At 36.9% G+C, this 24,448-nt stretch carries 20 protein-coding genes and 1 tRNA gene; 19 read left to right on the top strand and 2 right to left on the bottom strand.

From position 1 onward, the window contains the following. The first annotated feature begins 1 nt into the window (after position 1). The 5 genes from ABDJ41_RS09010 to ABDJ41_RS08990 all read left to right on the top strand — a co-directional run bounded on the left by ABDJ41_RS09010 (position 2) and on the right by ABDJ41_RS08990 (position 8,440). On the top strand, positions 2-1,501 hold the full coding sequence (locus tag ABDJ41_RS09010; protein WP_349785614.1) for a RagB/SusD family nutrient uptake outer membrane protein: 1,500 nt from the start codon (positions 2-4) through the stop codon (positions 1,499-1,501). 26 nt (positions 1,502-1,527) lie between these two features. Further along, entirely contained in the window at positions 1,528-2,097 is a 570-nt protein-coding gene (locus ABDJ41_RS09005) for a hypothetical protein (RefSeq protein ID WP_349785613.1), read from the top strand. Between the two features lie 23 nt (positions 2,098-2,120). Further along, positions 2,121-4,619, top strand: a complete 2,499-nt coding sequence (locus tag ABDJ41_RS09000; RefSeq protein WP_349785612.1) for a zinc-dependent metalloprotease — start codon at positions 2,121-2,123, stop codon at positions 4,617-4,619. Between the two features lie 132 nt (positions 4,620-4,751). Further along, complete coding sequence (locus tag ABDJ41_RS08995; protein ID WP_349785611.1) at positions 4,752-6,911, top strand: TonB-dependent receptor; 2,160 nt, start codon at positions 4,752-4,754, stop codon at positions 6,909-6,911. A gap of 119 nt (positions 6,912-7,030) precedes the next feature. Next, on the top strand, positions 7,031-8,440 hold the full coding sequence (locus tag ABDJ41_RS08990) for a sialate O-acetylesterase (protein ID WP_349785610.1): 1,410 nt from the start codon (positions 7,031-7,033) through the stop codon (positions 8,438-8,440). Between the two features lie 22 nt (positions 8,441-8,462). On the opposite strand, the gene ABDJ41_RS08985 is transcribed toward ABDJ41_RS08990, so the two are convergent. Continuing rightward, positions 8,463-8,536, bottom strand: a tRNA-Pro gene (locus ABDJ41_RS08985). Positions 8,537-8,731: 195 nt separating this feature from the next. On the opposite strand from ABDJ41_RS08985, the gene ABDJ41_RS08980 reads away from it, so the two are divergent. The 14 genes from ABDJ41_RS08980 to ABDJ41_RS08915 all read left to right on the top strand — a co-directional run bounded on the left by ABDJ41_RS08980 (position 8,732) and on the right by ABDJ41_RS08915 (position 23,806). Continuing rightward, positions 8,732-9,154, top strand: coding sequence for an HYC_CC_PP family protein (locus ABDJ41_RS08980; protein ID WP_349785609.1), 423 nt, complete (start codon positions 8,732-8,734; stop codon positions 9,152-9,154). Between the two features lie 76 nt (positions 9,155-9,230). After that, entirely contained in the window at positions 9,231-10,625 is a 1,395-nt protein-coding gene (locus ABDJ41_RS08975) for a TolC family protein (RefSeq protein WP_349785608.1), read from the top strand. Positions 10,626-10,629: 4 nt separating this feature from the next. Continuing rightward, entirely contained in the window at positions 10,630-13,788 is a 3,159-nt protein-coding gene (locus tag ABDJ41_RS08970) for an efflux RND transporter permease subunit (protein ID WP_349785607.1), read from the top strand. A 4-nt stretch (positions 13,789-13,792) separates the two neighbouring features. After that, a complete protein-coding gene (locus tag ABDJ41_RS08965) occupies positions 13,793-14,881 on the top strand; it encodes an efflux RND transporter periplasmic adaptor subunit (protein WP_349785606.1) in 1,089 nt (362 codons plus the stop codon). Between the two features lie 95 nt (positions 14,882-14,976). Next, positions 14,977-16,563: a glycoside hydrolase family 28 protein gene (locus ABDJ41_RS08960; protein WP_349785604.1), complete on the top strand. Its 1,587-nt coding sequence runs from the start codon at positions 14,977-14,979 to the stop codon at positions 16,561-16,563. Positions 16,564-16,608: 45 nt separating this feature from the next. Then, a complete protein-coding gene (locus ABDJ41_RS08955) occupies positions 16,609-17,046 on the top strand; it encodes an RrF2 family transcriptional regulator (protein ID WP_349785603.1) in 438 nt (145 codons plus the stop codon). A gap of 71 nt (positions 17,047-17,117) precedes the next feature. Then, the gene (hmpA, locus tag ABDJ41_RS08950; protein WP_349785602.1) at positions 17,118-18,329 is read left to right on the top strand and encodes an NO-inducible flavohemoprotein; all 1,212 of its coding nucleotides are present in this window, start codon (positions 17,118-17,120) and stop codon (positions 18,327-18,329) included. Positions 18,330-18,422: 93 nt separating this feature from the next. After that, the gene (locus ABDJ41_RS08945) at positions 18,423-20,444 is read left to right on the top strand and encodes a cbb3-type cytochrome c oxidase subunit I (protein WP_349785601.1); all 2,022 of its coding nucleotides are present in this window, start codon (positions 18,423-18,425) and stop codon (positions 20,442-20,444) included. Between the two features lies 1 nt (position 20,445). Beyond that, positions 20,446-21,465 carry a cytochrome c gene (locus ABDJ41_RS08940; RefSeq protein ID WP_349785599.1) on the top strand — a complete coding sequence of 340 codons (1,020 nt, stop codon included), beginning with the start codon at positions 20,446-20,448 and terminating at the stop codon, positions 21,463-21,465. After that, positions 21,465-21,725 carry a hypothetical protein gene (locus ABDJ41_RS08935; protein WP_349785598.1) on the top strand — a complete coding sequence of 87 codons (261 nt, stop codon included), beginning with the start codon at positions 21,465-21,467 and terminating at the stop codon, positions 21,723-21,725. The genes ABDJ41_RS08940 and ABDJ41_RS08935 overlap by 1 nt, the downstream gene beginning before the upstream one ends. A gap of 1 nt (position 21,726) precedes the next feature. After that, positions 21,727-22,140 carry a cytochrome C gene (locus tag ABDJ41_RS08930; protein WP_349785597.1) on the top strand — a complete coding sequence of 138 codons (414 nt, stop codon included), beginning with the start codon at positions 21,727-21,729 and terminating at the stop codon, positions 22,138-22,140. After that, entirely contained in the window at positions 22,137-22,523 is a 387-nt protein-coding gene (locus ABDJ41_RS08925) for a group III truncated hemoglobin (RefSeq protein WP_349785596.1), read from the top strand. Before ABDJ41_RS08930 ends, ABDJ41_RS08925 begins: the two co-directional genes overlap by 4 nt. Before the next feature lie 2 nt (positions 22,524-22,525). Then, the gene (locus ABDJ41_RS08920; RefSeq protein ID WP_349785595.1) at positions 22,526-23,002 is read left to right on the top strand and encodes a hemerythrin domain-containing protein; all 477 of its coding nucleotides are present in this window, start codon (positions 22,526-22,528) and stop codon (positions 23,000-23,002) included. A gap of 228 nt (positions 23,003-23,230) precedes the next feature. Then, positions 23,231-23,806 carry a uracil-DNA glycosylase family protein gene (locus tag ABDJ41_RS08915; RefSeq protein ID WP_349785594.1) on the top strand — a complete coding sequence of 192 codons (576 nt, stop codon included), beginning with the start codon at positions 23,231-23,233 and terminating at the stop codon, positions 23,804-23,806. Here ABDJ41_RS08915 and ABDJ41_RS08910 read toward each other — a convergent pair. Next, the gene (locus ABDJ41_RS08910; RefSeq protein WP_349785593.1) at positions 23,779-24,432 is read right to left on the bottom strand and encodes a sigma-70 family RNA polymerase sigma factor; all 654 of its coding nucleotides are present in this window, start codon (positions 24,430-24,432) and stop codon (positions 23,779-23,781) included. The genes ABDJ41_RS08915 and ABDJ41_RS08910 overlap by 28 nt on opposite strands. Positions 24,433-24,448: the final 16 nt, after the last annotated feature.

Raw genomic sequence — 24,448 nt, 5'->3', positions numbered from 1 at the left:
AATGATGAAATTAAGTTATAAAAATATAATATATGTAGCGTTTTTAGGTTCTTTTTTATCTGCTGGTTGTAGTAAATTGGTAGATATTGATGAACCAATAGATACAACAACAACTGCTAAACTTTTTCTTACAGACGATAAAGCAGATCAGACCATCGCCGGGATGTATGCACAAATGACCATAGGTCAGAATACTGGGTTTGCCTTAACAAATGGTGGAGCAACACTATATGCTGGTTTGGCAGCTGATGAGTTGGTACCTGATGACGCTGTAGGTTTTGTTGAAGCGAATGATATATTTAAACATAAAATGTTAGCCGAAAATTCCTTGTCAGAAAGTATTTTATGGATACCTACATATAAAACTGTATATACGGCAAATGCAATTTTAGATGGTGAAGCTGCTTCTACTTCTGCAACGCTGACACAAGCAAAACGTAATGACTTAAAAGCCTCGGCAAAGTTTGTCAGGGCATTTTGCTTCTTTTATCTTACAAATTTTTTTGGGGATATTCCTTTGCCAATAGGTAGCAATCACCTCAATAACATGAATCTGAAAAGAGCACCGAAAGCTGAGGTTTATGAAAGAATTATAGCTGATTTAGAGGACGCACTTCTTTTACATAAAGAGGGAACTTCACAAAACCCGACAATAAAAACCAGAGCAAATAAACAGGCTATTGAAACCTTACTGGCCAGAGCTTACTTATATGTTGAAAACTGGGAAAAGGCTGAATTTTATGCCAATGAGGTCATTTCAAAAGGGCCGAATACTTTGGGGACTTTAGAAAAAACGTTTACTACAAACAGTAATGAAGCTATTTTTCAGCTGAGTGTGATCACTAATATAGTTGAATTTCATGAAGTAAAATACCTGAGTCCGCTATTTCCACTACAGCTACTCCCAATTGAAGTTCAGGATTATTTTACAGATCCGGATGTTTTTGTAGAAAACTCACCAGCGCTCATTCCTCTAAACTATATGAATGATAATTTGGCTAATGCATTCGAAAATGGTGATAAAAGGAAGGAAGTCTGGGCCAGTTACAATCCAACTGCAAATATTCCACCTTATAATGGCAAAAAGATATACTTCGCTTATAAGTATAAGAATCCGGAGGATCCGGCAGCCAGTCCTGGTAGTTATACTGTATTGCGTTTAGCGGAGGTATATTTAATTAGAGCAGAAGCAAGAGCTATGCGCAATGAAATCAGCTTAGCTGCAGAAGATATTGATAAAATACGATTGCGTGCGGGCTTAGATAAAACTACTGCGGCGGACCAGGATGCACTAATAAATGCCATAGCACAAGAAAGACGAGTTGAACTTTTTGCAGAATGGGGCCATCGTTTTTTTGATTTGAAAAGAACGGGGAAGGCATTAGCCGTGTTATCTGCTATTCCAGAAAAAAGTGCAATTACGAAAGATAAATTGGTGTTCCCAATTCCTAAAGAAGATATAAAGAATAATCCTAAGCTTATACAAAATCCAGGATATTAAACAATAACATATAAAACAAATCAACAATGAAACCTTATTTATTAAACAAGGGATGGAAGGGTATTGCCTTGATTTCCTTAAGCATGATGTTGACTTCCTGCCTCGATGATCTCTCGGGAGGTGCACCGGGAGCGGAAAGAAAAAAAATGCCTAGATTTTATGATGCTCAATTTCAGCAATCTAAAGCATTGAACGGTAAAAGTTATAGTTCCTGCGGAATGATCTCCGAAGTAGATCTTATTAATTTAGATAGCTATGGTAATTATGGAGATTACTATAGTATTGCATTAACTGATTCAGAAGCCGATGAATCAGTTTTCGCAATGGTCAGAATGTTTAAACCACTTGCATCAGGTTATTTAGCTGATTGGTCAAGAAAACAAAATAAAGGGATGATCCTCGATCTGAGAAGTAATCAATCAGGGAGTAGTACTCGTGAAGAATATCTTTTGGAAAATGGGCAACAGTTTTCTGTACCTGTAGTATTGGTATGGAATGCTGCATCTGCTTTGCGTGCACAGCGTTTCACAGCTTTATTAAATGATTTACCAGGTATAAATAGTAAGAGAATAAATAGTAAAGCTGGTAATTTCTAAACAAAAAAATAAAATAAATCATAATGAAACTGAATAGATATTTAATTATTGCTTTTTTATTAAGCTGCACATTTGCTGTTGTAGCTCAAAATAAAAAAAGTAAACGTTCTGCTAAAAACGTTGTGGCTGATACAACAAAAAAAAAGGTGCCAGGACTCAAAATTAACCCCAATAAAAAGATAAAACCTTATGAAACGGTAATCAATAAAAATTTTAAAAGTCAGAAAGGCTTGTTTGGCGTTCATAGCTATAGAGATACTATCTATTTTGAAATCTCAGACACTTTATTAAAAAGAGATATTATGGTGATTAACCGCTTATCAAAAGCACCAGGTGGAATAGGAATGTTTGCCGGGGAGCAATTGGATGAGAAAATGATTCAATTTGAAAAAGGAGCTGATTCGTCAATAAGAGTCCGTTATAATTTAATTATTAGTGAAGCAGATTCCGGTAGTGTGATTAATGGTGCAGTATTAAGGTCAAATGTGAATCCAATGGCGGCTACGTTTCCAATTGTTGCTTATTCGAAAGATTCGAGCAGTTATGTGATAGATGTTTCGAAGTTTTTGACTGAAGTAAATTTTATAAATAGCGTTCAGCCAGGTTCTGGACTAGATAAAGCAGTAACAACTATGTTAATGAAAAACGTTGTTGTTGAATCTATCCGGGTTCATCCGATAAATGTTGAGATTACTATAAGTAAAAATTTCAATAGTAAACCAGCTCCTGGAAGCACAGGTAATGAACCCGTTTCTTTAGAAACGAATACTTCATTTATTATGCTCCCTAAATCTCCAATGCAAAGAAGGTATTATGATAGGAGAGTAGGATATTTTGCTCAACAATATAATGCTTTTGCTGATGATCAGCATCGTGCAGAAGTTAGACAGTTTATTGTTCGCTGGCGTTTAGAACCTAAGGATGTTGATGTTGAAAAGTGGAAAAAGGGACAATTGGTAGAACCTAAAAAACCTATAGTCATATATATCGACCCTGCTACTCCAAAACAATGGGTGCCATTTTTAATTGAAGGAATAAATGATTGGCAGATTGCTTTTGAAAAAGCAGGTTTTAAAAATGCAATCTTAGGTAAGGAGTGGCCAGTAAATGACCCAGATATGCATATGGATGATGCCAGACATTCTATTCTTCATTACTTTCCTTCAGAAATAGCTAATGCATATGGTCCTCATGTTGCGGATCCACGTAGCGGTGAAATTATACAAACAAGAATTGGATGGTATCATAATATCATGGATATATTGAATCGTTGGTATATCATTCAGGCAGGAGCAACTGATCCGACTGCCAGAAAGGGCAAGTTTGATGACGTATTGATGGGCCAGTTAATGCGTTTTGTTTCTAGTCATGAAGTTGGACATACCTTAGGTTTGCGTCATAACTTTGGTTCAAGTAGTCAGACACCAGTAGATAGCTTAAGGAGTTTAAGTTATTTAAAAAAGCATGGTCATACTGCAAGTATTATGGATTATGCACGCTTTAACTATGTAGCTCAACCTGAAGACAATATTCCTCAACAATATTTATTTCCAAAAATCGGTGAGTATGATACATGGGCAATAGAATGGGGGTATAAAAGCAGTCATGCTAAAAATGCTGATGAGGATAAAAAGATTGTAAATCAATGGATTGTTGATCGCACCAGTAAAAATTCTCGTTTATGGTTTGGAGATGGTGAAACCAGAGCAGGAGATCCGAGAAATCAAAGAGAAGATTTAGGCGATAATTCCATGAAAGCAAGTATTTATGGGATTAAAAATTTGAAACGTATTTTACCGAACCTGAAAAGCTGGACTTATGAGAAAGGTGGATTATACGGAAATATGGCCAGGACTCATAGTGAATTGTTAGGACAATACTACAGGTATCTAAACCATGTCTTAAGTAATATTGGTGGGTTTTACAGAACATTCAGAAGTGAAGATGAGAAGTTGCCGGTTTATACAGCCACACCAAGGAAATTGCAACAGGAAGCTATACAGTTTTTTGATAAAGAGTTGTTTACAACTCCATTCTGGTTGATGAATTCAAAGATTCAGGATCGGGATATGGATCCGGGTTATGATCCTAAAAAGAACGTAACTGGAGCGAACTTTGTACAAGATATGCAGATAAGAACTTTAAACACCTTATTGGATGCAGCCTTGTTACATCAGATTATGGCTAATTATACACGTTTCGGTCCTGGTAACTATACGGTAACAGAACATATTAATGCAGTGCATAACAGTATCTGGAAAGATCTGAAAATGTCCAATGTAAAAATGGATAATTACAGAAGGAACATGCAGAAAAGCTATGTTGGTGCCTTATTGGATATTGTAAGAACGTCTAATCCGGAGACTCTTGAAACTGATTTGTCGTCATTAGTGAAAATTGAACTAAAAAAACTACGTAGCGATATTAAGATGGCAATACCAAAAACTTCAGAAACTATAAGTAAATATCATTTAATGGATTTAGAAGGGAGGATTGCTAAAGTATTAGATGCAAAAAGCTAGTTAATATACATGCTCTATGTTATGCCTGAATAAAACAAGGTATAATGAGCATTGCCCTAAAAATAGCCTCTTGCACAATTTAGCAAGAGGCTGTTTTTAAATATTCCATTTATTTCCTTAAAATTTCATAATATGAATATAGCCAGAGTGCCATTACTTTTGGCAGGACTGCTGTTGATCTCAATTTTAAGCAATGCTCAAACAACAATTAGCGGAAAAGTTAAGACAACTGATGGAGAACCATTACCCGGTGTTAGTCTGAAAATTAAACTCACCAGAGATGGGGGTATTACAGATAGCATGGGAACATTTGAGATTAAAACCAATATAAAGGGTTCCAGCTATCTTATTGCATCTGCCATAGGTTTTCATCCAGATAGTACTTTGATTAAAATAAATGGAAAAGAAATCTTCCATAGTTTTGTTTTGAAAGAAAATAAGAATGAACTGCAGGGAGTACAAATTCAAATTCGCAGAAATCTGTCGGAGGTAAATAGAGATTATACGCAATCTGCCATTAGTACTGCTATGACAGCAGGCACTGCAGCGGATGTTACAGCAGCTTTGCAAACCTTTCCAGGAGCAGCGCCAGCAGGTAATGAAACTGGTTTTTTTGTACATGGGGGGAGTGCTAGTGAAACTGCCGTGATGTTTGATGGACTAATGGTAAAAAATGCTTTCGGTAGCCGGCTTCCTGATTTAGCCAATAGAAGTAGGTTTTCTACTTTTCTGTTTGATAAATCTACTTTTACTACTAATGGATTTTCTGCAGCTTATGGACAAGCATTGTCCTCTGTATTAAGTATGGACACCAAAGGTATTGCCCAAAAAAGTTCTACAGAGTATTCAATAATCAATTTAGGGTTTGGAGCAGCACGTACTCAAAGGTTTAAAAATAGTTCATTAACCCTGGGTGCTAATTATTATAATTTCAAACCATATAACAGTGTTGTAAATCAGTACACCTTATGGCAACAAGCTCCCCGGCAGTATCAAACTAGTTTGAGTTATAAACTTAAACCTTCAAAAAATGGAATGATTAAAGTATTTGCTGATTATAGTGATACAGAACTTTCTTTTGATATTAAAAATCCCATTGTAGATGCTAAAGATCTATTACATAACAGGAATAAGAATATTTATCTGAATACTAATTATCAGGATTATCTAAATAAGAATTGGAAGATATATGCCGGAATAGGCTATAACCGTACGTTGGAAAGTGGACATGTGAATAAGGACGCCTATTTCCAAACTGATAACATCTGGCAGGAAAAATTGATGATTACAAGGTTGTTACCTGGAAGTTCTACTGTAAGTATTGGTGCAGAGCAATTTCAAAATTCGAGAGAAGAGGGGTATGCAGAGGGTAAAAGATCTTATAAGGATGTTTTATCTGCAGGCTTTGCTGAATCAGAAATTTATTTCAATAATCAGCTTAGTTTAAAGCTAGGTTTAAGATCAGAATACAGTTCATTTATTAGAAAGAGTAATCTGGCACCAAGAACTGCATTTATCTTTATGCCATACAAAGATCATCAGATTACCACTTCATATGGTTTGTATTATCAGAAGCCTGACGATAGCTTCTTAGCAGAAACATCAGCATTAGGTTATGAAAAAAGTGAACAATTCGCTGTTGATTATGAATACAAAATGTTAAACAGGTTGTTTAGAATTACAGCATATTATAAGAATTATGATGATTTGTTGAAAATCAAAACACCTGTTTTTTCTGGATTTCAGGCTTATGGCCCGCCATTACAGATTTCCGAATTTAACCATAATGGAAGTGGTTATGCAAAAGGTATTGATGTGTTTTATAAGGATAAACAAAGTTTAGAATTGGTAGAGTTTTACGCTTCTTATTCTTATTTAGATACGAAACGGAATTATATAGATTATCCGGATTTTGGCAGACCTGCTTTTGCACCAGAGCATACTTTTAATTTTGTGTTGCAAAAGGCAAGAGCTAAGGTCGATTGGTTTTTTTCGGCTGCATATACCTATAGCACGGGCAGAACCTATTATAATCCGCTCAATCCGGTCTTTATGGGAAATAACACGAAGGACTATCACAGCATTAGTTTTTCTGCAACTTACTTGCCAAAATGGATTGGAAAGTTTTCAGCTTTCAATTTAAATGTGAATAATATTTTTGGTTTTAACAATGTGTTTGGATACCGCTATTCTTATGATGGCGCCAGAAGAGAAACGATCTGGCCTCCGGCTAAAAGGAATTTTTTACTTAGCTTTTTAATGAATCTTGATGGTGATGAATTTAATCATTAAGAATAATATATAATTTTATGTGTTAATGTTTACCTTGTCTTACCAAATCCTGAAAGTCATCATTGAGCATTAAAATGCTTACAGGCACTTAAAGGCGCTATAAACACAACCATAACCAAATGAAAAAGTACTTTTTCCTTCTCGTTTTTACGTTTATTACTTTATCTCTATATGCAAAAATCAGGCTTCCAAATATTGTTGGGAGCAACATGGTGTTACAACAGAAATCAAATACTAAGATTTGGGGTTGGGCATCGCCAGGTGAGAAGATCAAGATCACGACTTCCTGGGATAATAAAACTATAGATGTAAAAGCCGATGGAAATGCGAATTGGAAGATCAATATTCAAACACCACAAGCGGGCGGTCCTTATACCATTACCTTACAAGGTGAGAATAAAATTGTACTTGATAACATCTTAATCGGAGAGGTATGGGTATGTAGCGGGCAGTCGAATATGGAGTGGAGTTTTAACAATGGCATTATAAGTATTAGAGATGAATTTTCGCATCTGAGTAAATTGAAAATCAGGTTATTTCATATCCCTAAAACCACATCGAAAACACCTCAGGATAATGTTGATGGTAATTGGGCGGTAATTGATAGTAATAACCTTAAGGCATTTAGTGCTGTAGGGTATTACTTTGGTAAAAATCTCAATCAGGCTATGGATGTACCTATTGGGCTAATCAGTAGCAATTGGGGAGGTACTCCTGCTGAAGCCTGGACACCTGATACCATGGTAGAAGGTAATCCTGTATTGAAAGATGCAGCAAGCAAAATAAAGCCGAGACCTAACTGGCCGGTAAAGCCTGGTTATGCTTATAATGCGATGATTGCACCACTTGTGAATTATCAGATAGCAGGTACCATATGGTATCAGGGCGAAAGTAACACTGAAACTGCATCAACTTACTCTGAGCTCATGAATACCATGATCGCGTCCTGGCGTAAGGCTTGGAATAAAGACTTCCCATTTTATTATGTGCAAATAGCTCCATATAAATATGGGAACAACAATATAGGCGCTTTGTTAAGGGAGGCTCAGATCAAAAGTCTTTCAACAAAAAATACAGGAATGGTTGTGGTTTCAGATTTGGTGAACGATACATTAAATATTCATCCGGTAAATAAAAAGGATGTAGGTATAAGGCTGGCAAATCTGGCAATAGCCGAAACTTATGGTCTAAACAAAAGTGCTTCACCTAAAAACGCGCTCTTTAAGTCTGTTACAATAAAAGGAGCTAATGCAATAATTGATTTTTATAATACTGATACAGGGCTAGAGATTAAAGGCAATACGGCAAAAGAAATCTTTATTGCTGGAACAGATCAGGTATTTTATCCAGCAACAGTAAAAATAAAAGAGAATACTATTGTAGTTTCAAGTCAGCAGGTAAAGACACCTGTAGCTGTCAGATACCAATTTAGTAATGCAGGAATAGGTAATTTGTTTAGTAAAACTGGCTTGCCTGTAGCTCCATTTAGAACAGATAGCTGGGAATTAAATACAGAGAAGATAAAGTAATACATTATCCTGTATTTAATTGTCGGGATGGCGGGATTCGAACCCACGACCTCCAGCACCCCATGCTGGCGCGATACCGGGCTACGCTACATCCCGAATATTCATTATTGAATATTGTAATTGCAATTATATAAAATTTAACTTAAAAGCACTAGGGAATTTCTTTTAAGACTTCAATGTATATAATGTTATATCCATTAATTACAGAATTGTGTCTTTGCCCATTTTTACCAAACGGAATTATGTAAGAAAATTACAGAATAGTGTAAATAATCTTAAAAGAGAAAGGGCATGTTTGTGGCAATGAAAAGACTCGTTGTCATATTCCTTTCTATGTTATACGTTGTAATGTCTTCGGGCTTTACAATGTACACACATTTTTGCAATGGAATACAACAAGGAAAAGCTTTTTCAGTCAATGAGCAGCCTGATAGACCTTGTAATATCTGTGTTGTAAAAAATAAACAGCAGAAGAAAAAGAAGGGTTGTTGCAAACATGAATCAGAACTGGTTAAAGTCACTGATTCTGTTAAAAAGACAGCTAATCAAACAATTTGTTTAAAGGTTTGGGGTGATGTAATTCCCAACAAGACATTGGGTGCAGTTTTCGATATTAATATTGAAAGTCAACTCAAAACTGTTCATACAACTCCTTCAAATGTCCCCATCCCGGGCAATCCAATCTATATTTTAAATTGCGTTTATAGAATTTAGACCGACTTACGGAATTTATTTCAGCATTTAACAAAATGCTAAAATTCTTTATGTCTAATGTCTAAATATATACACAATGAAACTTAAAATCATTGCGTCTTTTAGTGTATTGCTTGGTTTTAGCTTTTCTGGCTTTTCCCAGGTATTACACCTACAAGATGCGTTAAATCGTTCCGTAGAGAACTTTGATCGAATCAAGTCGAAACAGGCCTTATTACAGGCTTCGGAACAAAATATAGCTTATCAAAGGAAACAATTATTGCCAGATCTCACATTGGCAGCACAACAGAGTTTTGGAACAATTAATGCCCAAAATGGACCATTGTATGCTTATGGGGGATTAGGAGCAGCTTCGACTTCTATGCCATTGGCAGAGCAAAACTGGAATGCCGCTTTCGGATCACTCTATTTTGCGAATGTCAACTGGAATGTCTTTACTTTCGGAAAGCTGAAACAAGAAATTAACGTCGCTAAATCAAAGGAGAAAACCGCTTTTGCAGATTTGGAACAAGAAATCTTTCAGCATCAAATTAAGGTAAGTGCTAATTATCTAAGTCTATTGGCGAGCCAACGTATCAAATATGTACAAGAGAAAAACCTTGACAGAGCAAAGGTATTTCACGAAATCACTGCTACCAGGGCCAATAGTGGATTAATCCCGGAAGTAGAGGCTTCATTAGCTAAGGCTGAGGTATCAAACGCACAGTCACAGCAGATTAAAGCGTATGATAAGGAATTGGAGTTTTCAAAAAATCTGGCTGTACTGTTGGGAGATAAATTTCAACCGTATCAATTGGATAGTTTGTTTAGTACTTCAATACCTTTCATAACTGCGGGACAAACCGCTGAGGTGTTAATTAAACATTCTTTATTGAACTGGCAACAAAGTAAAATCAATCAGAGTGTTCAATCAGAAACTTTGATGCGAAAATATAGATTGCCTGCTATTTCAGCATTTGGAGTGGTTCAAGGCAGAGCTTCTGGTTTTGACTGGAATTATGTACAGGATAATTCTGCTTACTCTTCATCTTATACTAAAGGTGTTGGAATTGATAGAAGTAACTATCTATTGGGCTTAACACTCAGTTGGAATTTAACAAATATCTTTCGTCAGAACAGCAAAGTTGGAGAGCAACAATTTATTACCAAATCATTAATACACGAGCATCAATTGTTAAATGAAGAGCTAAATGCGCAAGCCGCTCTGGCAAAAGCTAAAACTAAAAATGCGGTAGAGAATTTTGAAGAAACCAAAGTGCAGTTGACTGCAGCGCAACAGGCTTATTTGCAGCACAAGGCTTTATATGAAAACGGCCTGACAAACCTGGTAGATTATACTCAAACCCTTTATAGCTTAAACCGTGCAGAAATTGATTTTGAAATAGCTCAAAATAATGTCTGGCAGGCTTTGCTGTTACAAGCCGCAGCACATGGAGATTTAAATGTTTTATTAAACGCCATCCAAAAATAAATCTATGAATTTAATACGTTTTGCACTCCGCAAACCCATATCTATTATGGTGTTAGTGGTAGGATTGTTATTCTTTGGAATACGGTCTGCCAAGGACATTCAGGTAGACATTTTACCGGAAATGAATTTGCCGGTGGTCTATGTTGCCCATTCGTTTAATGGTTATACACCACAGCAAATGGAAGGATATTTCACAAAAATGTATGTGAATATGATGCTTTTTACCAATGGAATAAAAAGTATTGAAACTAAAAATACACAAGGCCTTACCTTAATGAAGGTGAATTTTTATGAAGGGACAGAGATGGGGGAAGCCATTGCCCAAATCTCGGCCTTGTCTAATCGTTCGCAGGTGTTTTTACCTCCGGGCGCACCACCTCCGTTTATCATTCGTTTCGATGCTTCTTCGCAACCAGTGGGGCAGTTGGTGTTTAAAAGTCCAACTAAAACAAATAACCAGTTACAGGATATTGCCAATTTTACGGCGCGTCCATTTCTAATTGCCATTCCTGGACTAACAACAGCCCCTCCATTTGGAGGAAGTCCACGTACTATCGAGATCAATATCGATCCAAATAAATTAAGGACGCATCAGTTGTCACCAGAGCAAATTGTAAAGGCGATCAGTCGCCAAAACATAACTTCTCCTTCTGGAAATGTGTATATCAACGATCTTAATTATTTAACTCCAACGAACAACACGTTAAAAACTGTTGAGGAATTTGGGGATATCCCTATTTTTAAAGGAACAGTCGATAATGTTTATATCCGAGATGTTGCCACTGTAAAAGATGGTGCAGATATTACAGCCGGATATGCTTTAATTGATGGTAAACGTTCAGTATATATCAATATTGCAAAATCAGGAAAAGCTTCTACTTATGATGTGGTTCAAAACCTGAAAAAGTCTATCCCGAATATTCAAAAGAACTTGCCGGATGATGTGACCATTTCTTATGAATTTGACCAGTCAGTATATGTAATCAATGCAGTAAAAAGTTTGATTATGGAAGGTGTGTTGGGGGCTTTGCTTACTGGTTTAATGGTTATGTTATTTTTACGTGATACCAGGGCGGCGATTATTGTGATTCTGACTATACCAATTTCTATCATTTCTGGAGTATTGTTTTTAAAGCTATTCGGACAAACGATTAACATTATGTCGTTATCTGGATTGGCATTGGCGGTTGGTATTCTGGTCGATGAAAGTACAGTAACGATAGAGAATATCCACCAGCATTTTGCAATGAAAAAATCTAAGGCACAGGCCATTTTTGATGCATGTAAGGAAATAGCTTTTCCAAAATTATTGATCCTTCTTTGTATTCTTGCCGTATTTGCACCAGCGTTTATCATGACGGGCATTCCTGGTTCATTATTTATGCCACTGGCCTTGTCTATTAGCTTCTCAATGATTGTTTCGTTTTTAATGTCTCAAACCTTTGTGCCAATTATGGCTAATTGGTTAATGAAAAACAAACATTCAGCAGCAGAGGAAATTAAAGAAACCAGATTTGACAGGTTTAAAAGACGTTTTACAGATTTACTGCAAAGCTTGATGACCAAAAAGAAACTGATCGTATTGACGAGCATGATTCTGGTATTAATTGCTGCGGTCTTTATGTATCAATATACAGGAAAAGATGTGTTGCCTACTGTTAACTCAAGCCAGTTCCAGGTTAGAATTACTGCGCCAGAGGGTACGCGTATTGAAAAAACTGAGCAAAAGGTTAAAGCTGTTTTAAAAGAACTGGATTCCTTACTAGGCAAAGATAATGTTGCCATTTCATCAGCCTTTGTAGGGCAACACCCTTCAACCTTTGCGGTAAGCCCAATTTACCTGTATAATGCAGGACCGCATGAAGCTTTAATGCAAGTAGCTATGAAAAAGTTTGATGGCAATTCAGATGAGTTGAAAGATAAAATTCGTCACCACATCAAGCAGAAAATGCCGGATTTGAAATTGTCTTTTGAGCCAATAGAACTGACAGAAAAAATCCTTAGTCAGGGTGCAAATACACCTGTAGAGATTCGGATATCGGGGATGATGAAGAAGATGAACGCTATGACGGCGAATAAATTAATGATGGAGTTGAAGAAACTGGATTATCTAAGGGATGTACAGATTCCTCAATCTATGAATTATCCGGCTTTAGAGATTAATATAGATAGAACCAGAGCTGCTCAATTAGGTTTAGATGCACAAGATATTGCTAAATCATTAGTCGCCAGTACAGCATCATCACGTTACACCAGTAAAAATATGTGGGTTGGTGGTATGATGGGAATTGCCTATGATGTACAGGTGCAAATGCCTCAAAATCTGTTAAACAGTAAAGAAGAATTGGCAAATATTCCTTTGTCTAAAAACTCTGACAGGCCAGTATTAGGTGATGTAGCAACGATTACGCCAACTAAAACATTGGGAGAAAGTTATAACCTGGGTACTATGGGGTATACAACGGTTACCGCTAATGTTCACAAAACTGATTTAGCAAGAGCACAAAAAGATGTTGATGCTGCCATTGCTTCTTTAGGGGAATTGCCGAAAGGTGTGAACGTAAAAGTAGCCGGAATGATTCCAGTATTGGATGATACAATGGATAGTCTCGCAAACGGCTTATTGATTGCCATCATCGTGATTTTCCTGATGCTTACGGCTAACTTCCAATCTTTCAAGGTATCCTTTGTCGTGTTAACAACTGTTCCTTTTGTGGTATTAGGTGCATTACTTTTGCTAAAGGTAACTGGCTCAACGATCAACTTGCAATCCTACATGGGAATTATTATGTCGGTTGGGGTATCTATTGCCAATGCAGTATTGTTGATTAGTAATGCAGAAACGCTGCGTTTACAAAATGGCAACGCTTTACAATCAGCCATAGAAGCTGCGGGCTTACGTATTCGTCCAATTATCATGACGACCCTGGCTATGATTGCTGGTATGTTGCCAATAGCCATCGGTTTTGGTGAAGGAGCAGACCAGGTATCTCCATTGGCAAGAGCCGTAATTGGTGGATTGTTCGCTTCTACATTTTCAGTATTGATTATCCTGCCTTTGATTTTTGCGTGGATACAAGGGAAAAGTAAAACACAATCGCCATCATTAGATCCGGAAGACGAAAATAGTATTCACTTTATTAACCAAACAATTAGATCGTAAAAACATGAAGATATTAGCATATGTATTGGTCGCAACCGCAGTTACTTTATCAGCCTGCAACAATGCCAAACCAGAAAAGACAAAAGATGTAAAAACAGATAAGCCAATGATGATGATGAATCCTTTTGAAAAGGTAACCATCAGTAAAAGTAATCCGCTGGTTCAATTGAAGTTGGCAGGCGAACTGGCACCTGATCAGCAAACGGATCTATACGCAAAAGTGAATAGTTACGTAAAGCAGATTAAAGTTGATATTGGTTCCGTAGTAAATGCAGGGCAGGTATTAATCACTTTAGAAGCACCTGAGATCCAATCGCAGGTTGCTAGCGCTAAAGCTAAATGGCAGGCACAAGAAGCAATTTATTTGTCTACAAAATCTACATACGACAGAATGATGAAAGCCAATGAAACCAAGGGGGCTATAGCTAAAGATGCTCTGGATCAGATTACAGCAAGAAAGTCGGCGGATGAATCACAGCTTAATGCTGCAAAATCTGCCTATAATGAATTACGCGATATGGATAATTATCTGGTAATTCGTGCCCCTTTTAATGGGGTAGTGACAGAGAAAAATGTAGATTTAGGTGCTTATGTAGGACCGATGGGGAAAATACCATTGTTAGTAATTCAAAACACACAAAAGCTACGTCTAAGTCTTTCTATTCCAGAGGCGAATACACCTTATTTAAAAGTAGGAGATACTATTAAGTTTAAAATCCGTTCTGCTCCGGAAAAGAAATACTATGCTATTATTTCCAGAAAATCGGGGGCTTTAGATCTTAAGTTACGTTCAGAAAAAATAGAAGCAGATTTCTTGAATGTGAATCAGGAATTAAAGCCTTTTATGGTAGCAGAAACCATGATCGGATTACAAAATACTAAAGCTACATTCTTTGTACCTAAAACAGCTTTGGTAGAAAGTAGTCTGGGTATATATGTGATTCGGGTAGAAGAGGGGAAGACCAAAAATATTCCAGTTGTCAAAGGCAGAACAATGCCTGATCAGTTTGAAGTATTTGGTGAGCTGAATGAGGGTGATGAAATTCTGAAAATGGCGAGTGAGGAGATGCAGGAAGGGACAAGTATCAAGTAATAAATAGAATAATAAAAGAAATTGCCGTGGAGAAATCTGCGGCAATTCATCAATTGTAACTTGTAAACTCAAGGAAGGAATACGAACTTAGCTAAATGAATAATTTTGCTGACGTAAGTCTTAAACGCTATTTAGGACTTGCGTTTTTTTCGATCTTTTTAATTTCTTGTTATGTTCGTAAGGATAAAACATCTATAAATCAGTTAGATTCAGTTCCTTTTAAAGAACAGGTTGGTGCATTAAAATTACCGTTGGAAATAGCTCCGATTGAAGCGCCTTTTCAGATGCAACAGTTAAAAAGACCAGTTTTTCCTGCTTTAACAAAGCTGATTACAGCAAGTGGAGCAAGGGAAGGTATAATCGTAACTGAGGAAATTCAGAAAACGATAGACGAACTAAATGCAAAGGGGGGTGGTATAGCTGTTATTCCGAAAGGGAAATGGCAAACAGGGCGTATCGTTTTAAAAAGTAATGTAAACCTGCATTTAGAAGATGGTGCGGAGTTGTACTTTAGTGGAGAAGTAAAAGATTATCTGCCAGCAGTATTTACTAGAAATGAAGGCATAGAAGTTATGTCGCTAGGTGCATGTATTTATGCCAATGGACAAGAAAATATAGCGTTGACTGGAAAAGGGCGGTTAATAGGCCCGGCAAAGGAAGGTTCTGTTCGTAAACAAACTATGACAACTCAGGTTATAGAAGAATTTGTAGACCTTAGTAAACCTGTTTCAGAAAGGGTATATGAAGGAAAGAATGGTAGCCCGGTTCTTCCTCCAATGTTTATTTCGCCCATTAACTGCAAAAATGTTTTCATAGAAGGAGTATCATTAGAAAATACCGCATTTTGGAATATCGTTCCTGTATATTGTGAAAATGTAATTATCCGCGGTATAACTGTAAATTCTGTAGGTATTCCGCGTGGTGATGGTATAGATATTGAATCCTCAAGAAATGTGTTGATTGAGTACAGTACTTTAAGTAGTGGTGATGATTGCTTTACGATTAAAGCTGGACGTGGTGAGGATGGGGTCCGTGTGAATAAAGCATCAGAAAATATAGTAATCCGCTATTGTCTGGCGCGAGAAGGACATGGAGCTATTACTGTTGGTAGTGAAACAGCAGGAATGATTCGGAACTTATACGTGCATGACTGTGTATTTGAGGAAACAGGGAGTGGGATCAGATTTAAAACCCGCAGACCCCGGGGTGGTGGTGCTGAAAATATACATTATAACAGAATCAGAATGAATCTTACAGGAAGTGCTTTTAATTGGGATATGCTGGGAAGTGCACAACATGTGGGGGAGTTGGCAGATAGACTTCCGGTCAGACCTATTAATTCACTGACCCCTGTATTCAAAAATATTGTAGCCAGAAATATAGTGGTCGAACGCTCTAGTCAGTTCGTAAAGGTGAGCGGTATTCCCGAAAGTCCTTTAAGTAATGTGCTTATAGAATATGCTGATATTAAATCAGATAAGTTATTTGCAGCAAGTGATATAAATGGCTTTATAGTCAAAAGTGCAAGGGTAGAAGCAGATGATCCGATAATTAGTCTGCTAGGATCACGTAAACTGATTTTTGAAGAAGTTGAGTTCATTGTACCAGGTAATAGGCTTGAATTATCAGTCGCTTCATCAGAAGAACCTGTATTTATCAAGAGTAAGAAAAATAAAAGATAAAAAACTCTTTTATTTTTCTGTAATAAATGTAACTTTGTCCATGCCATGGGAGTCTTTTCAAAAACATGTGAGTACGCGATACGATCAGTATTTTTTATCGCACACCGAACAGCATCTGGTAATAAAGTAGGGATTAAAGAAATTGCAACAGGGATTGATTCTCCTGAGCATTTTTTAGCCAAAATATTACAGGATCTGAGTAGAAAAGGCATTGTACAATCTGCCAAAGGGCCAAATGGTGGTTTTTATATGGAGGAAACAGCACTTAAAAGACCATTGGCAGATGTAGTAGAGGCGGTTGATGGGAAAAGTATTTTTACGGGATGTGGCTTAGGTCTGGCTTATTGCTCTGAAACCAATCCTTGTCCTTTACACCATGAATTTAAAGCCATTCGCAACCAATTAAGAGATTTGCTGGAGCAAACAATGATTAAGGATTTTAGTGAAAACCTGAATCTGGGTATTACAAGCTTGAAGAAATAATTATTCAAAAAAATCGGAGTCACTTAAAGGTTTATTTAAATAAAAGATAAAAAGGTATTAATATATTTATTATGAACACAGAGCAAAAACAATTGATCAGCGCAACAGTACCGGTTCTAAGAGAAAACGGAGTATTATTAACTAAACATTTTTACAATAGAATGTTCACTCATAATCCAGAACTTAAAAATATGTTCAACATGGGGAACCAGGAGAGTGGGAAACAGCAGACAGCTTTGGCCCTGGCTGTATTGGCTTATGCCGAGAATATAGCAAATCCAGGTGTATTAATGCCTGTGGTTGATAGAATTGGTCATAAACACGTGAGCTTAGACATCAGACCAGAGCATTATCAGATTGTGGGTCGTCATTTAATAGCCTCCATAAAAGAAGTACTTGGTGAAGCTGCAACGGATGATATTATAGCTGCCTGGACGGTAGCTTATCAGCAACTTGCAGATTTAATGTCTGGTCACGAAAGCAAGTTGTATAAAGAGAAAACAGAAACAGAGAATGGCTGGACAGGTTGGAGGCCATTTTTTATAGGTAAGAAAGTTGAAGAATCTGCAGAGATCATTTCATTTTATCTGTATCCGGCTGATGGGGGTAAAGTAATGCCTCATATACCAGGTCAGTATATCAGTATCAGGGTGTTTTTGCCAGAAATGAGCTTATATCAATCACGCCAATATAGTGTTTCAAGTACTCCAACACAGGATTATTATCGTATATCAGTGAAAAGGGAGAAAGGAATTGAACTAGATACTGATGGTAAGATCAGCAATTATCTGCATGACTTTATCAAGGAAGGTGACAAAGTTGACCTGACCGCGCCTGCAGGTAGCTTTACACTTGCTGATGATTTAAATGTTCCGGTAGTATTGATTAGTGGAGGTGTAGGTCTGACTCCAATGATGAGTATGTTACAAACATTGGTAGAGAAAAAATACAACCATTCGATTACCTGGTTACATGGCTGCAGAAACCGGAATGTTCATGCCTTTAAATCCGAATTAGATGTAATCATAAGGGAAAATCAGAATGTAAATCAGCATGTTTTTTATGATTTGCCTACAGAAACAGATATGCAGGAAGGTGTAATGGAAGGCTTTTTAGATATTTATAAAATAGCTTCTTTACCACAATTCCCTGGGACAAGGTATTATGTATGTGGCCCTTCTGCATTTATTCAAAAACAATATACAGATCTCCTTGCAAAAGGAATTGAAAAGGAAGCAATTCTATTTGAAGAATTTGGGCCTGCCTTACTTCAAATGAATTAAAAGATTGATTAAGAAATAGAAATCACCATCATTATGATAAGTCTTACTTCAGTACTGCTATGTGTCTCTTTTCTTGTTTTATTATGCACTTTAATGGCAGCAGTTTTTATTTATAATAGGATTAAAGCCGCAACTGCACTGTATAAAAAGCAGAAATCAGAAGGGCCACAATCTAGTTTGCAGCAATATCTACATTCGTTTAACAGCACTCAGATTGAAGCTTTACAGCAATATCTGAGGAAAAAAAAGAATGATGTTGATAAGATCAACAAAACAGGACTGTTAAGTCTAGGGACTCTACTCTTTTGGGTACTAAGTGCCAAACAAGGGGTTGCACAAACGACAAAAGCAGGTAACACGATATGGGCTGAAGGAGGAGTGATCATTACCTTAATTCTAATTCTAATTCCAATATTGGCCGGAATATGGCTGATGATGGTTAAAGTAAATAACATATTCCGCCAGTATCAGGATAAACAACGATTACAAGAAGCTGATGAACTGATCTCTTTAATAGATCAGACAGATCAGTCGACTTTAGAAGATGCATTAAGCAAGCGAAAAAAAGCACTAGACTATAGTTTAAAACACAATGAATTATCTGGGACAATAGCTGCTGAAGATGATAAAGGATTATTATATCAAATCCAAAATGATCCAGGCTTACCTGTTGTTTCCATTAAGAAAAGAGCCATAAAAAGGCCAGCAGTAAATCCAGAACTTTCAAAATTGATCCTCTGGTATTTAGGTGCAGCAACATTCTGGTTGCTTTTCGGAACTACTGTTGGCGAATACCTGGGAATAAAGTTTGTTGCACCGGATGCTGACCAGTTAAGTTGGCTAAGTTTCGGTCGATTGCGTCCTGTACATACCAATGCAGTATTCTGGGGCTGGGCTTCATTAGGAATGATCGGACTTGGTTTATATGTAGTTCCGCGAGTGGGCAATGCAGCACTTGCCAGTATAAAAATGGGCTGGTATAGCCTTTGGCTAATTAATTCAGCAGTCATCATCGGAAGTTTATGCCTTATGGCCGGAATTAACAATGGTGGGGGCGAATACAGAGAATATACATGGCCAGTCATGTCGCTTTTTGCCATTGGTGTTATTTTAACATTAATCAATTTCTTACAAACTGTAGCCCAAAGAAAGACTAAAGAAATTTACATCTCCAACTGGTATATCATTGCATCAGTCATATTTGTGATCGTTATAGCGGTAGTAGCTTATATACCTTGGTGGCAAGATGGATTAGGAGAAACCATCATACAAGGATATTATATGCACCAGGGGGTAGGGATGTGGTTTATGTTTTTTACCCTTGGTATCGTTTATTATTTCCTGCCTCAGCAATTAAATAAACCAATTTATTCGTACAGCCTTGGTATCCTTGCATTTTGGACACAGATTCTGTTCTATACGCTAATAGGAACTCACCATTTTGTTTTCAGTTCAATACCCTGGTGGTTGCAAACAGTCGCCATTTTAGGTAGTATGGGGATGGTGATTCCAGTAGCTGCAGGTACAACCAACTTTATCATGACCTTTAAAGGTGCATGGCATAAAGTGCCATCAAGCTATACCTTACCTTTCTTTCTTGTAGGTATCATATTTTATTTTACCGGCTCATTACAGGGGACCGCAGAAGCATTTCGTTCTACTAACCTAATCTGGCATTTTACAGATTTTACTGTGGCACACTCACACTTAACCATGTATGGAATCATCTGTTTTTTCCTATGGGCAGGCATTTATGCATTAGTACCGAGATTAACAGGAAAAGAAGCACCTCAGATTACTGTTGGAGCGCATTTTTGGCTGGCATTAATAGGGTTGATGTTTTATACCATTCCCCTAATGTATGGAAGTACATTGAAAGGGTTGATGTGGATGGATGGGAAACCATTCATTGATAGTGTCGTGTTTATGGCTCCCTATTGGTTGTGGAGGGCCATAGGTGGAACATTGATGTGGATGTCGCATTTGTTCTTTGCCTATAACCTATACAAAATGATAAAAGGAAGCCGTCAGGTTATTGATGTTCCAGATGTTGCTTTAGAAAAATTGTATCAATCAGAAGAATCTTCGACGGAAAAAAGAATTAAAACCAATTGACATGGATTTTTTTAACAATCATAAACAACTTTTTGGCGCAGCATTTTTGTTATTCGCAATACTTACATTATTTGTGTGTATTATTCCGGCTTTAAATAACGAGGAGAATAATGCACCTCTGCCTAATGCTATTCCTTTGGATGAACAGGCGATATTAGGAAAGGCAGTTTTTGTTGCAAACGGATGTGTGGCTTGTCATACTCAGCAAGTGAGAAATGTAGATATGGATAAAGTTTGGGGAGATCGTCCAAGTATTGCAGCAGATTATGCGGATATGCATCGAACAGATACCTGGCGCAATACGGCTACAGTTATGGGCACAGAACGTACCGGACCAGATTTAACAAACATTGGCCAGCGACAATCTAGTGCCGATTGGCATTTGGTTCATTTATACAATCCACGTATTGTAGTTAAAGAATCAATTATGCCAGCCTATCCCTTTCTATTTGAAGTGAAGAATAAATTAGAAGAAGGTGATGTTGTGGTAAATGTTCCTGAAGAATTTCGAAAAGGACGTAAAGGGAAAATAATTGCCCGTGCCGAAGCACTTGAATTGGTCGCCTATTTAAAAGCACTTAAGCAAACAAAACTTCCAGATGGTACACCAGAGCCTGATTTTCTGTATAAGAAATCCGGAGATCTGGCTGCTGGCGCGCTCAAAAAAGGAGAACCTAAAGAGCTGGATGGTGCAAGACTTTATACCAATAACTGTCAGAGTTGTCACCAAGGAAATGGAGAAGGTTTAAAAGGTGCTTTCCCAGCACTTAAAGGTAGTAAGATTGTATTGGACGACAACCCTGAAATAATGGTAGACATCATTATGAATGGCTATAACGGAAGAGCAAGTGAAGGTTATGGCGCGATGCCTGCTGTAGGCATAAATAATAAATTGAAACCTGAAGAGGTGGCTGCAATTATGAACCATGAAAAAACAAGTTGGGGTAATTCCGCTAAAAAGGTGACACCAGAAGAGGTGAAAAAATTAATGGATTTGGTAAAAACTAAAGCTACAAAATGATGAAAAAAGCATTTTTAACCGGTTTTGTTTTGTTGATGTACATCACTGCAATGGCTTGCCCTGTATGCGAAAAACAACAGCCGAAATTACTAAAGGGAATTACCCATGGCGCAGGTCCGGATAGCAATTGGGATTATGTAATTATTTCGATTATGGCAGTTATTGTTTTGTTTTGTTTATTCTTTTCCGTTAAATGGTTGATTAAACCGGGAGAAAAATCAGCCTCGCATATTAAATTTTCAATTTTAAATCTGGACTGATATGGAAGAGAAAAGCAAAGTATTTATATTTATTGATGAAGAGATTAAACCTATAGCAGAGTTGATTTCTCCTGTGAACTTTGAGCTGGATACTTCAAAATTGATTGATGGTAAGCATGTACTTAGGATTGTAAGTAAGGATCCTACTGGTAAAGAGGGAATCAGATTGATTCCTTTTGAAGTAAGGAATGGTCCGGCCATTTCAATTGAGGGAATCCAGGAAAATGCAGTTGTTGATGGGATTGTGCCCATCATGATCAATGCATATGGTAAAGGTAATCAGAAAAATTTTTTAATTGTTGGTAGTGAAACACCACAAAGTATCCCATTCTGGATATTTATTTTATTAATCTTATTTATAGGATGGGCCATTTATTATTTGGTAACGTCCTCTGCAGTAAAGTTGTTTGTATGAAAGCTGACATAACTAATTTTGAAGATATTGTATGGTTTGTGGATTCATTTTATCAAAAAGTGCAGTCTGATGAACTAATCGGGCCTGTTTTTGACTCGGTAATTGTAGATTGGGAGCCGCATCTTGAAAAGATGTATAAATTCTGGAATGCAGCATTATTTGGTATTCAAGGTTTCAGAGGAAATCCATTTGCCAGACATGCACCGCTGTCCCTTAAAAAGGGGCATTTTGAGCGTTGGTTGCTTTTATTTAACAAAACTATTGATGAGCAATATGAAGGAACAATGGCTAATGAAACCAAAAGGAGAGCGAATATGATGGCGGAAATGTTCTTAAATAGAATTCAGAATATGAATGGAGGCCATAATCGTGTAATTGTTTAACCATGAATAATAAGCCCCTAAAACGTAGTCAGGAAATGCAGATCTTGTCCAGAGATCACCACTTTGGTTTGCTTTTCACCTGGAAAATTAAGCAGGGGATAAATAAGAAAGTGGATAGCCTAAGGATGAAAGATTATGTTAATTTCTTCTGGAATCAACATTTGAAGGATCATTTTTTGGATGAAGAAGTTTTACTCTTTAACAGGTTCAGTTCAGAAGAACTCTGCATACAGGCAAAAAAAGATCATCAACAAATTATTGATCTGATTGAGCGTGTGAATGCTGCAAGTCAGGGTGATTATGCTGTCTATGAAAAGTTATTCACTTTTCTTGATCAACATATCCGTTTTGAAGAAAGAGTTGTTTTTCCTCACTTGGAAGTGATCATTCCTGAATCCGTTCTAACTAGTATTGGTCATTTCCTGGAAAAGCATCATCAGGATTTTGTAGATGATTTTAAAGATGAATTCTGGAAGTAAGGGGTCTAAAAAAAGATTATTTTTACAGTAATAGCTGATGAAATAAATTACGAAATAACTACTCTCCCAAATGAATATCGTAATTTGATGATGCTGATTTCGATAGAAATGAAAGTAATACTTTGAACAAGATTGGGATACATAATCCTAAAATGCGCTTATCCTGTCAACTGTTGATAGATGAATCTTGTGATGGGATGATTGTTAAAATAGTAGGAGAAACTAATTATGGATAACCTTATAGCCAATATCAGACAATGTAAGGTATGTGAACCTTACCTCGAATTAGGAGCGAATCCAATTATTTCAGCAAGTAAAAAAAGTAAAATCGTGATCATAGGACAAGCGCCAGGTAGAATTGTTCATCAAACGGGTATTCCATGGAATGATAAAAGTGGGGATAGTTTGAGAAATTGGCTAGGGGTAGATAAGGCTATGTTTTACAATGAAGATATTTTCGCATTGGTGCCGATGGGATTTTGTTTTCCGGGCAAAGGTAAATCCGGCGATCTACCTCCAAGAAAAGAATGTGCTCCTTTATGGCATAATAAGTTGTTGGATTTTATGCAAGAAGTAAAGCTGATTTTATTGATCGGGCAATATGCTCAGCATTATTATCTGCAAGACAGATGTAAAACAACTTTAACAGAAACCGTAAAGAGCTATCGGGAATATTTACCTCAATACCTGCCTTTACCACATCCTTCGCCTAGAAATAATATCTGGATGTCAAAAAATAAGTGGTTTCAAACTGATGTATTAACTATACTCAAAGATCAGATCAAAGCTGTTGTTGAAGATTGATTGGCATTATTGATCTGCTTCATCACATTATTTACAATTCTATCACATCTAATTAGATTGAAGGCATAAAGATTTTGCGGTTGCCAATAAGTGTTCAGCTCTGTACGTAACATTTCTTTCGCCCGGGTTAGTCTTATTTTTACATTTGACTCCCCTAAATCCAATGCTTCCATAGTTTCATTGGTACTCATACCCTGAACTTCACGCATCATAAATACGATTCTGTATTTTTCTGGTAAGGCAGCTACAGCTTTTTCCAGAATTTCTTTCAATTCCTTATTCATCAGATTGTCTAAAGGAGTTTCTGTATGTTGATCATTATATTCGCTTTCCATCAGCGTTTTTTCGAGTTTCGATTTTCGTTTTTTATGTAATAGGCTCTCATTGATCAGAATTTTTGTCAGCCAGGTGCTAAAACTTGAATGATGCTTAAAGTTTGCCAGATTTCTGTAGGCATTGTGATAAGTAATTTGCATAATATCTTCAACTTCCTGATCATCGTTAATGATAGAAATACTGATTCTGTACAATTGTTGGTTAAATTTGCGCATTAACATCTCATATAAATGCGTTTCACCATTCAGTATGCGTAATACTAGCTCTTCGTCTTTTAAAGCTTGATTCATATTAACAAGAGGTTAT

This window comes from Pedobacter sp. ASV1-7 (assembly GCF_040203335.1).
In the GTDB taxonomy this organism is placed as follows: domain Bacteria; phylum Bacteroidota; class Bacteroidia; order Sphingobacteriales; family Sphingobacteriaceae; genus Pedobacter.
Note: the sequence above shows the minus strand (reverse complement) of the source record. Positions and strands in the feature narration are given on the sequence as shown.

Coding starts and splice junctions, on each gene's coding strand:
- ABDJ41_RS08930 (WP_349785597.1), top strand. CDS start 21,727: ATGGAAGAGAAAAGCAAAGTATTTATATTTATTGATGAAGAGATTAAA.
- ABDJ41_RS08955 (WP_349785603.1), top strand. CDS start 16,609: ATGGGAGTCTTTTCAAAAACATGTGAGTACGCGATACGATCAGTATTT.
- ABDJ41_RS08980 (WP_349785609.1), top strand. CDS start 8,732: ATGTTTGTGGCAATGAAAAGACTCGTTGTCATATTCCTTTCTATGTTA.
- ABDJ41_RS09010 (WP_349785614.1), top strand. CDS start 2: ATGATGAAATTAAGTTATAAAAATATAATATATGTAGCGTTTTTAGGT.
- ABDJ41_RS08945 (WP_349785601.1), top strand. CDS start 18,423: ATGGCAGCAGTTTTTATTTATAATAGGATTAAAGCCGCAACTGCACTG.
- ABDJ41_RS08965 (WP_349785606.1), top strand. CDS start 13,793: ATGAAGATATTAGCATATGTATTGGTCGCAACCGCAGTTACTTTATCA.
- ABDJ41_RS08990 (WP_349785610.1), top strand. CDS start 7,031: ATGAAAAAGTACTTTTTCCTTCTCGTTTTTACGTTTATTACTTTATCT.
- ABDJ41_RS08975 (WP_349785608.1), top strand. CDS start 9,231: ATGAAACTTAAAATCATTGCGTCTTTTAGTGTATTGCTTGGTTTTAGC.
- ABDJ41_RS08940 (WP_349785599.1), top strand. CDS start 20,446: ATGGATTTTTTTAACAATCATAAACAACTTTTTGGCGCAGCATTTTTG.
- ABDJ41_RS08925 (WP_349785596.1), top strand. CDS start 22,137: ATGAAAGCTGACATAACTAATTTTGAAGATATTGTATGGTTTGTGGAT.
- ABDJ41_RS08920 (WP_349785595.1), top strand. CDS start 22,526: ATGAATAATAAGCCCCTAAAACGTAGTCAGGAAATGCAGATCTTGTCC.
- ABDJ41_RS08910 (WP_349785593.1), bottom strand. CDS start 24,432: ATGAATCAAGCTTTAAAAGACGAAGAGCTAGTATTACGCATACTGAAT.
- ABDJ41_RS08915 (WP_349785594.1), top strand. CDS start 23,231: ATGGATAACCTTATAGCCAATATCAGACAATGTAAGGTATGTGAACCT.
- ABDJ41_RS09000 (WP_349785612.1), top strand. CDS start 2,121: ATGAAACTGAATAGATATTTAATTATTGCTTTTTTATTAAGCTGCACA.
- ABDJ41_RS09005 (WP_349785613.1), top strand. CDS start 1,528: ATGAAACCTTATTTATTAAACAAGGGATGGAAGGGTATTGCCTTGATT.
- ABDJ41_RS08970 (WP_349785607.1), top strand. CDS start 10,630: ATGAATTTAATACGTTTTGCACTCCGCAAACCCATATCTATTATGGTG.
- ABDJ41_RS08935 (WP_349785598.1), top strand. CDS start 21,465: ATGAAAAAAGCATTTTTAACCGGTTTTGTTTTGTTGATGTACATCACT.
- ABDJ41_RS08995 (WP_349785611.1), top strand. CDS start 4,752: ATGAATATAGCCAGAGTGCCATTACTTTTGGCAGGACTGCTGTTGATC.
- ABDJ41_RS08960 (WP_349785604.1), top strand. CDS start 14,977: ATGAATAATTTTGCTGACGTAAGTCTTAAACGCTATTTAGGACTTGCG.
- hmpA (WP_349785602.1), top strand. CDS start 17,118: ATGAACACAGAGCAAAAACAATTGATCAGCGCAACAGTACCGGTTCTA.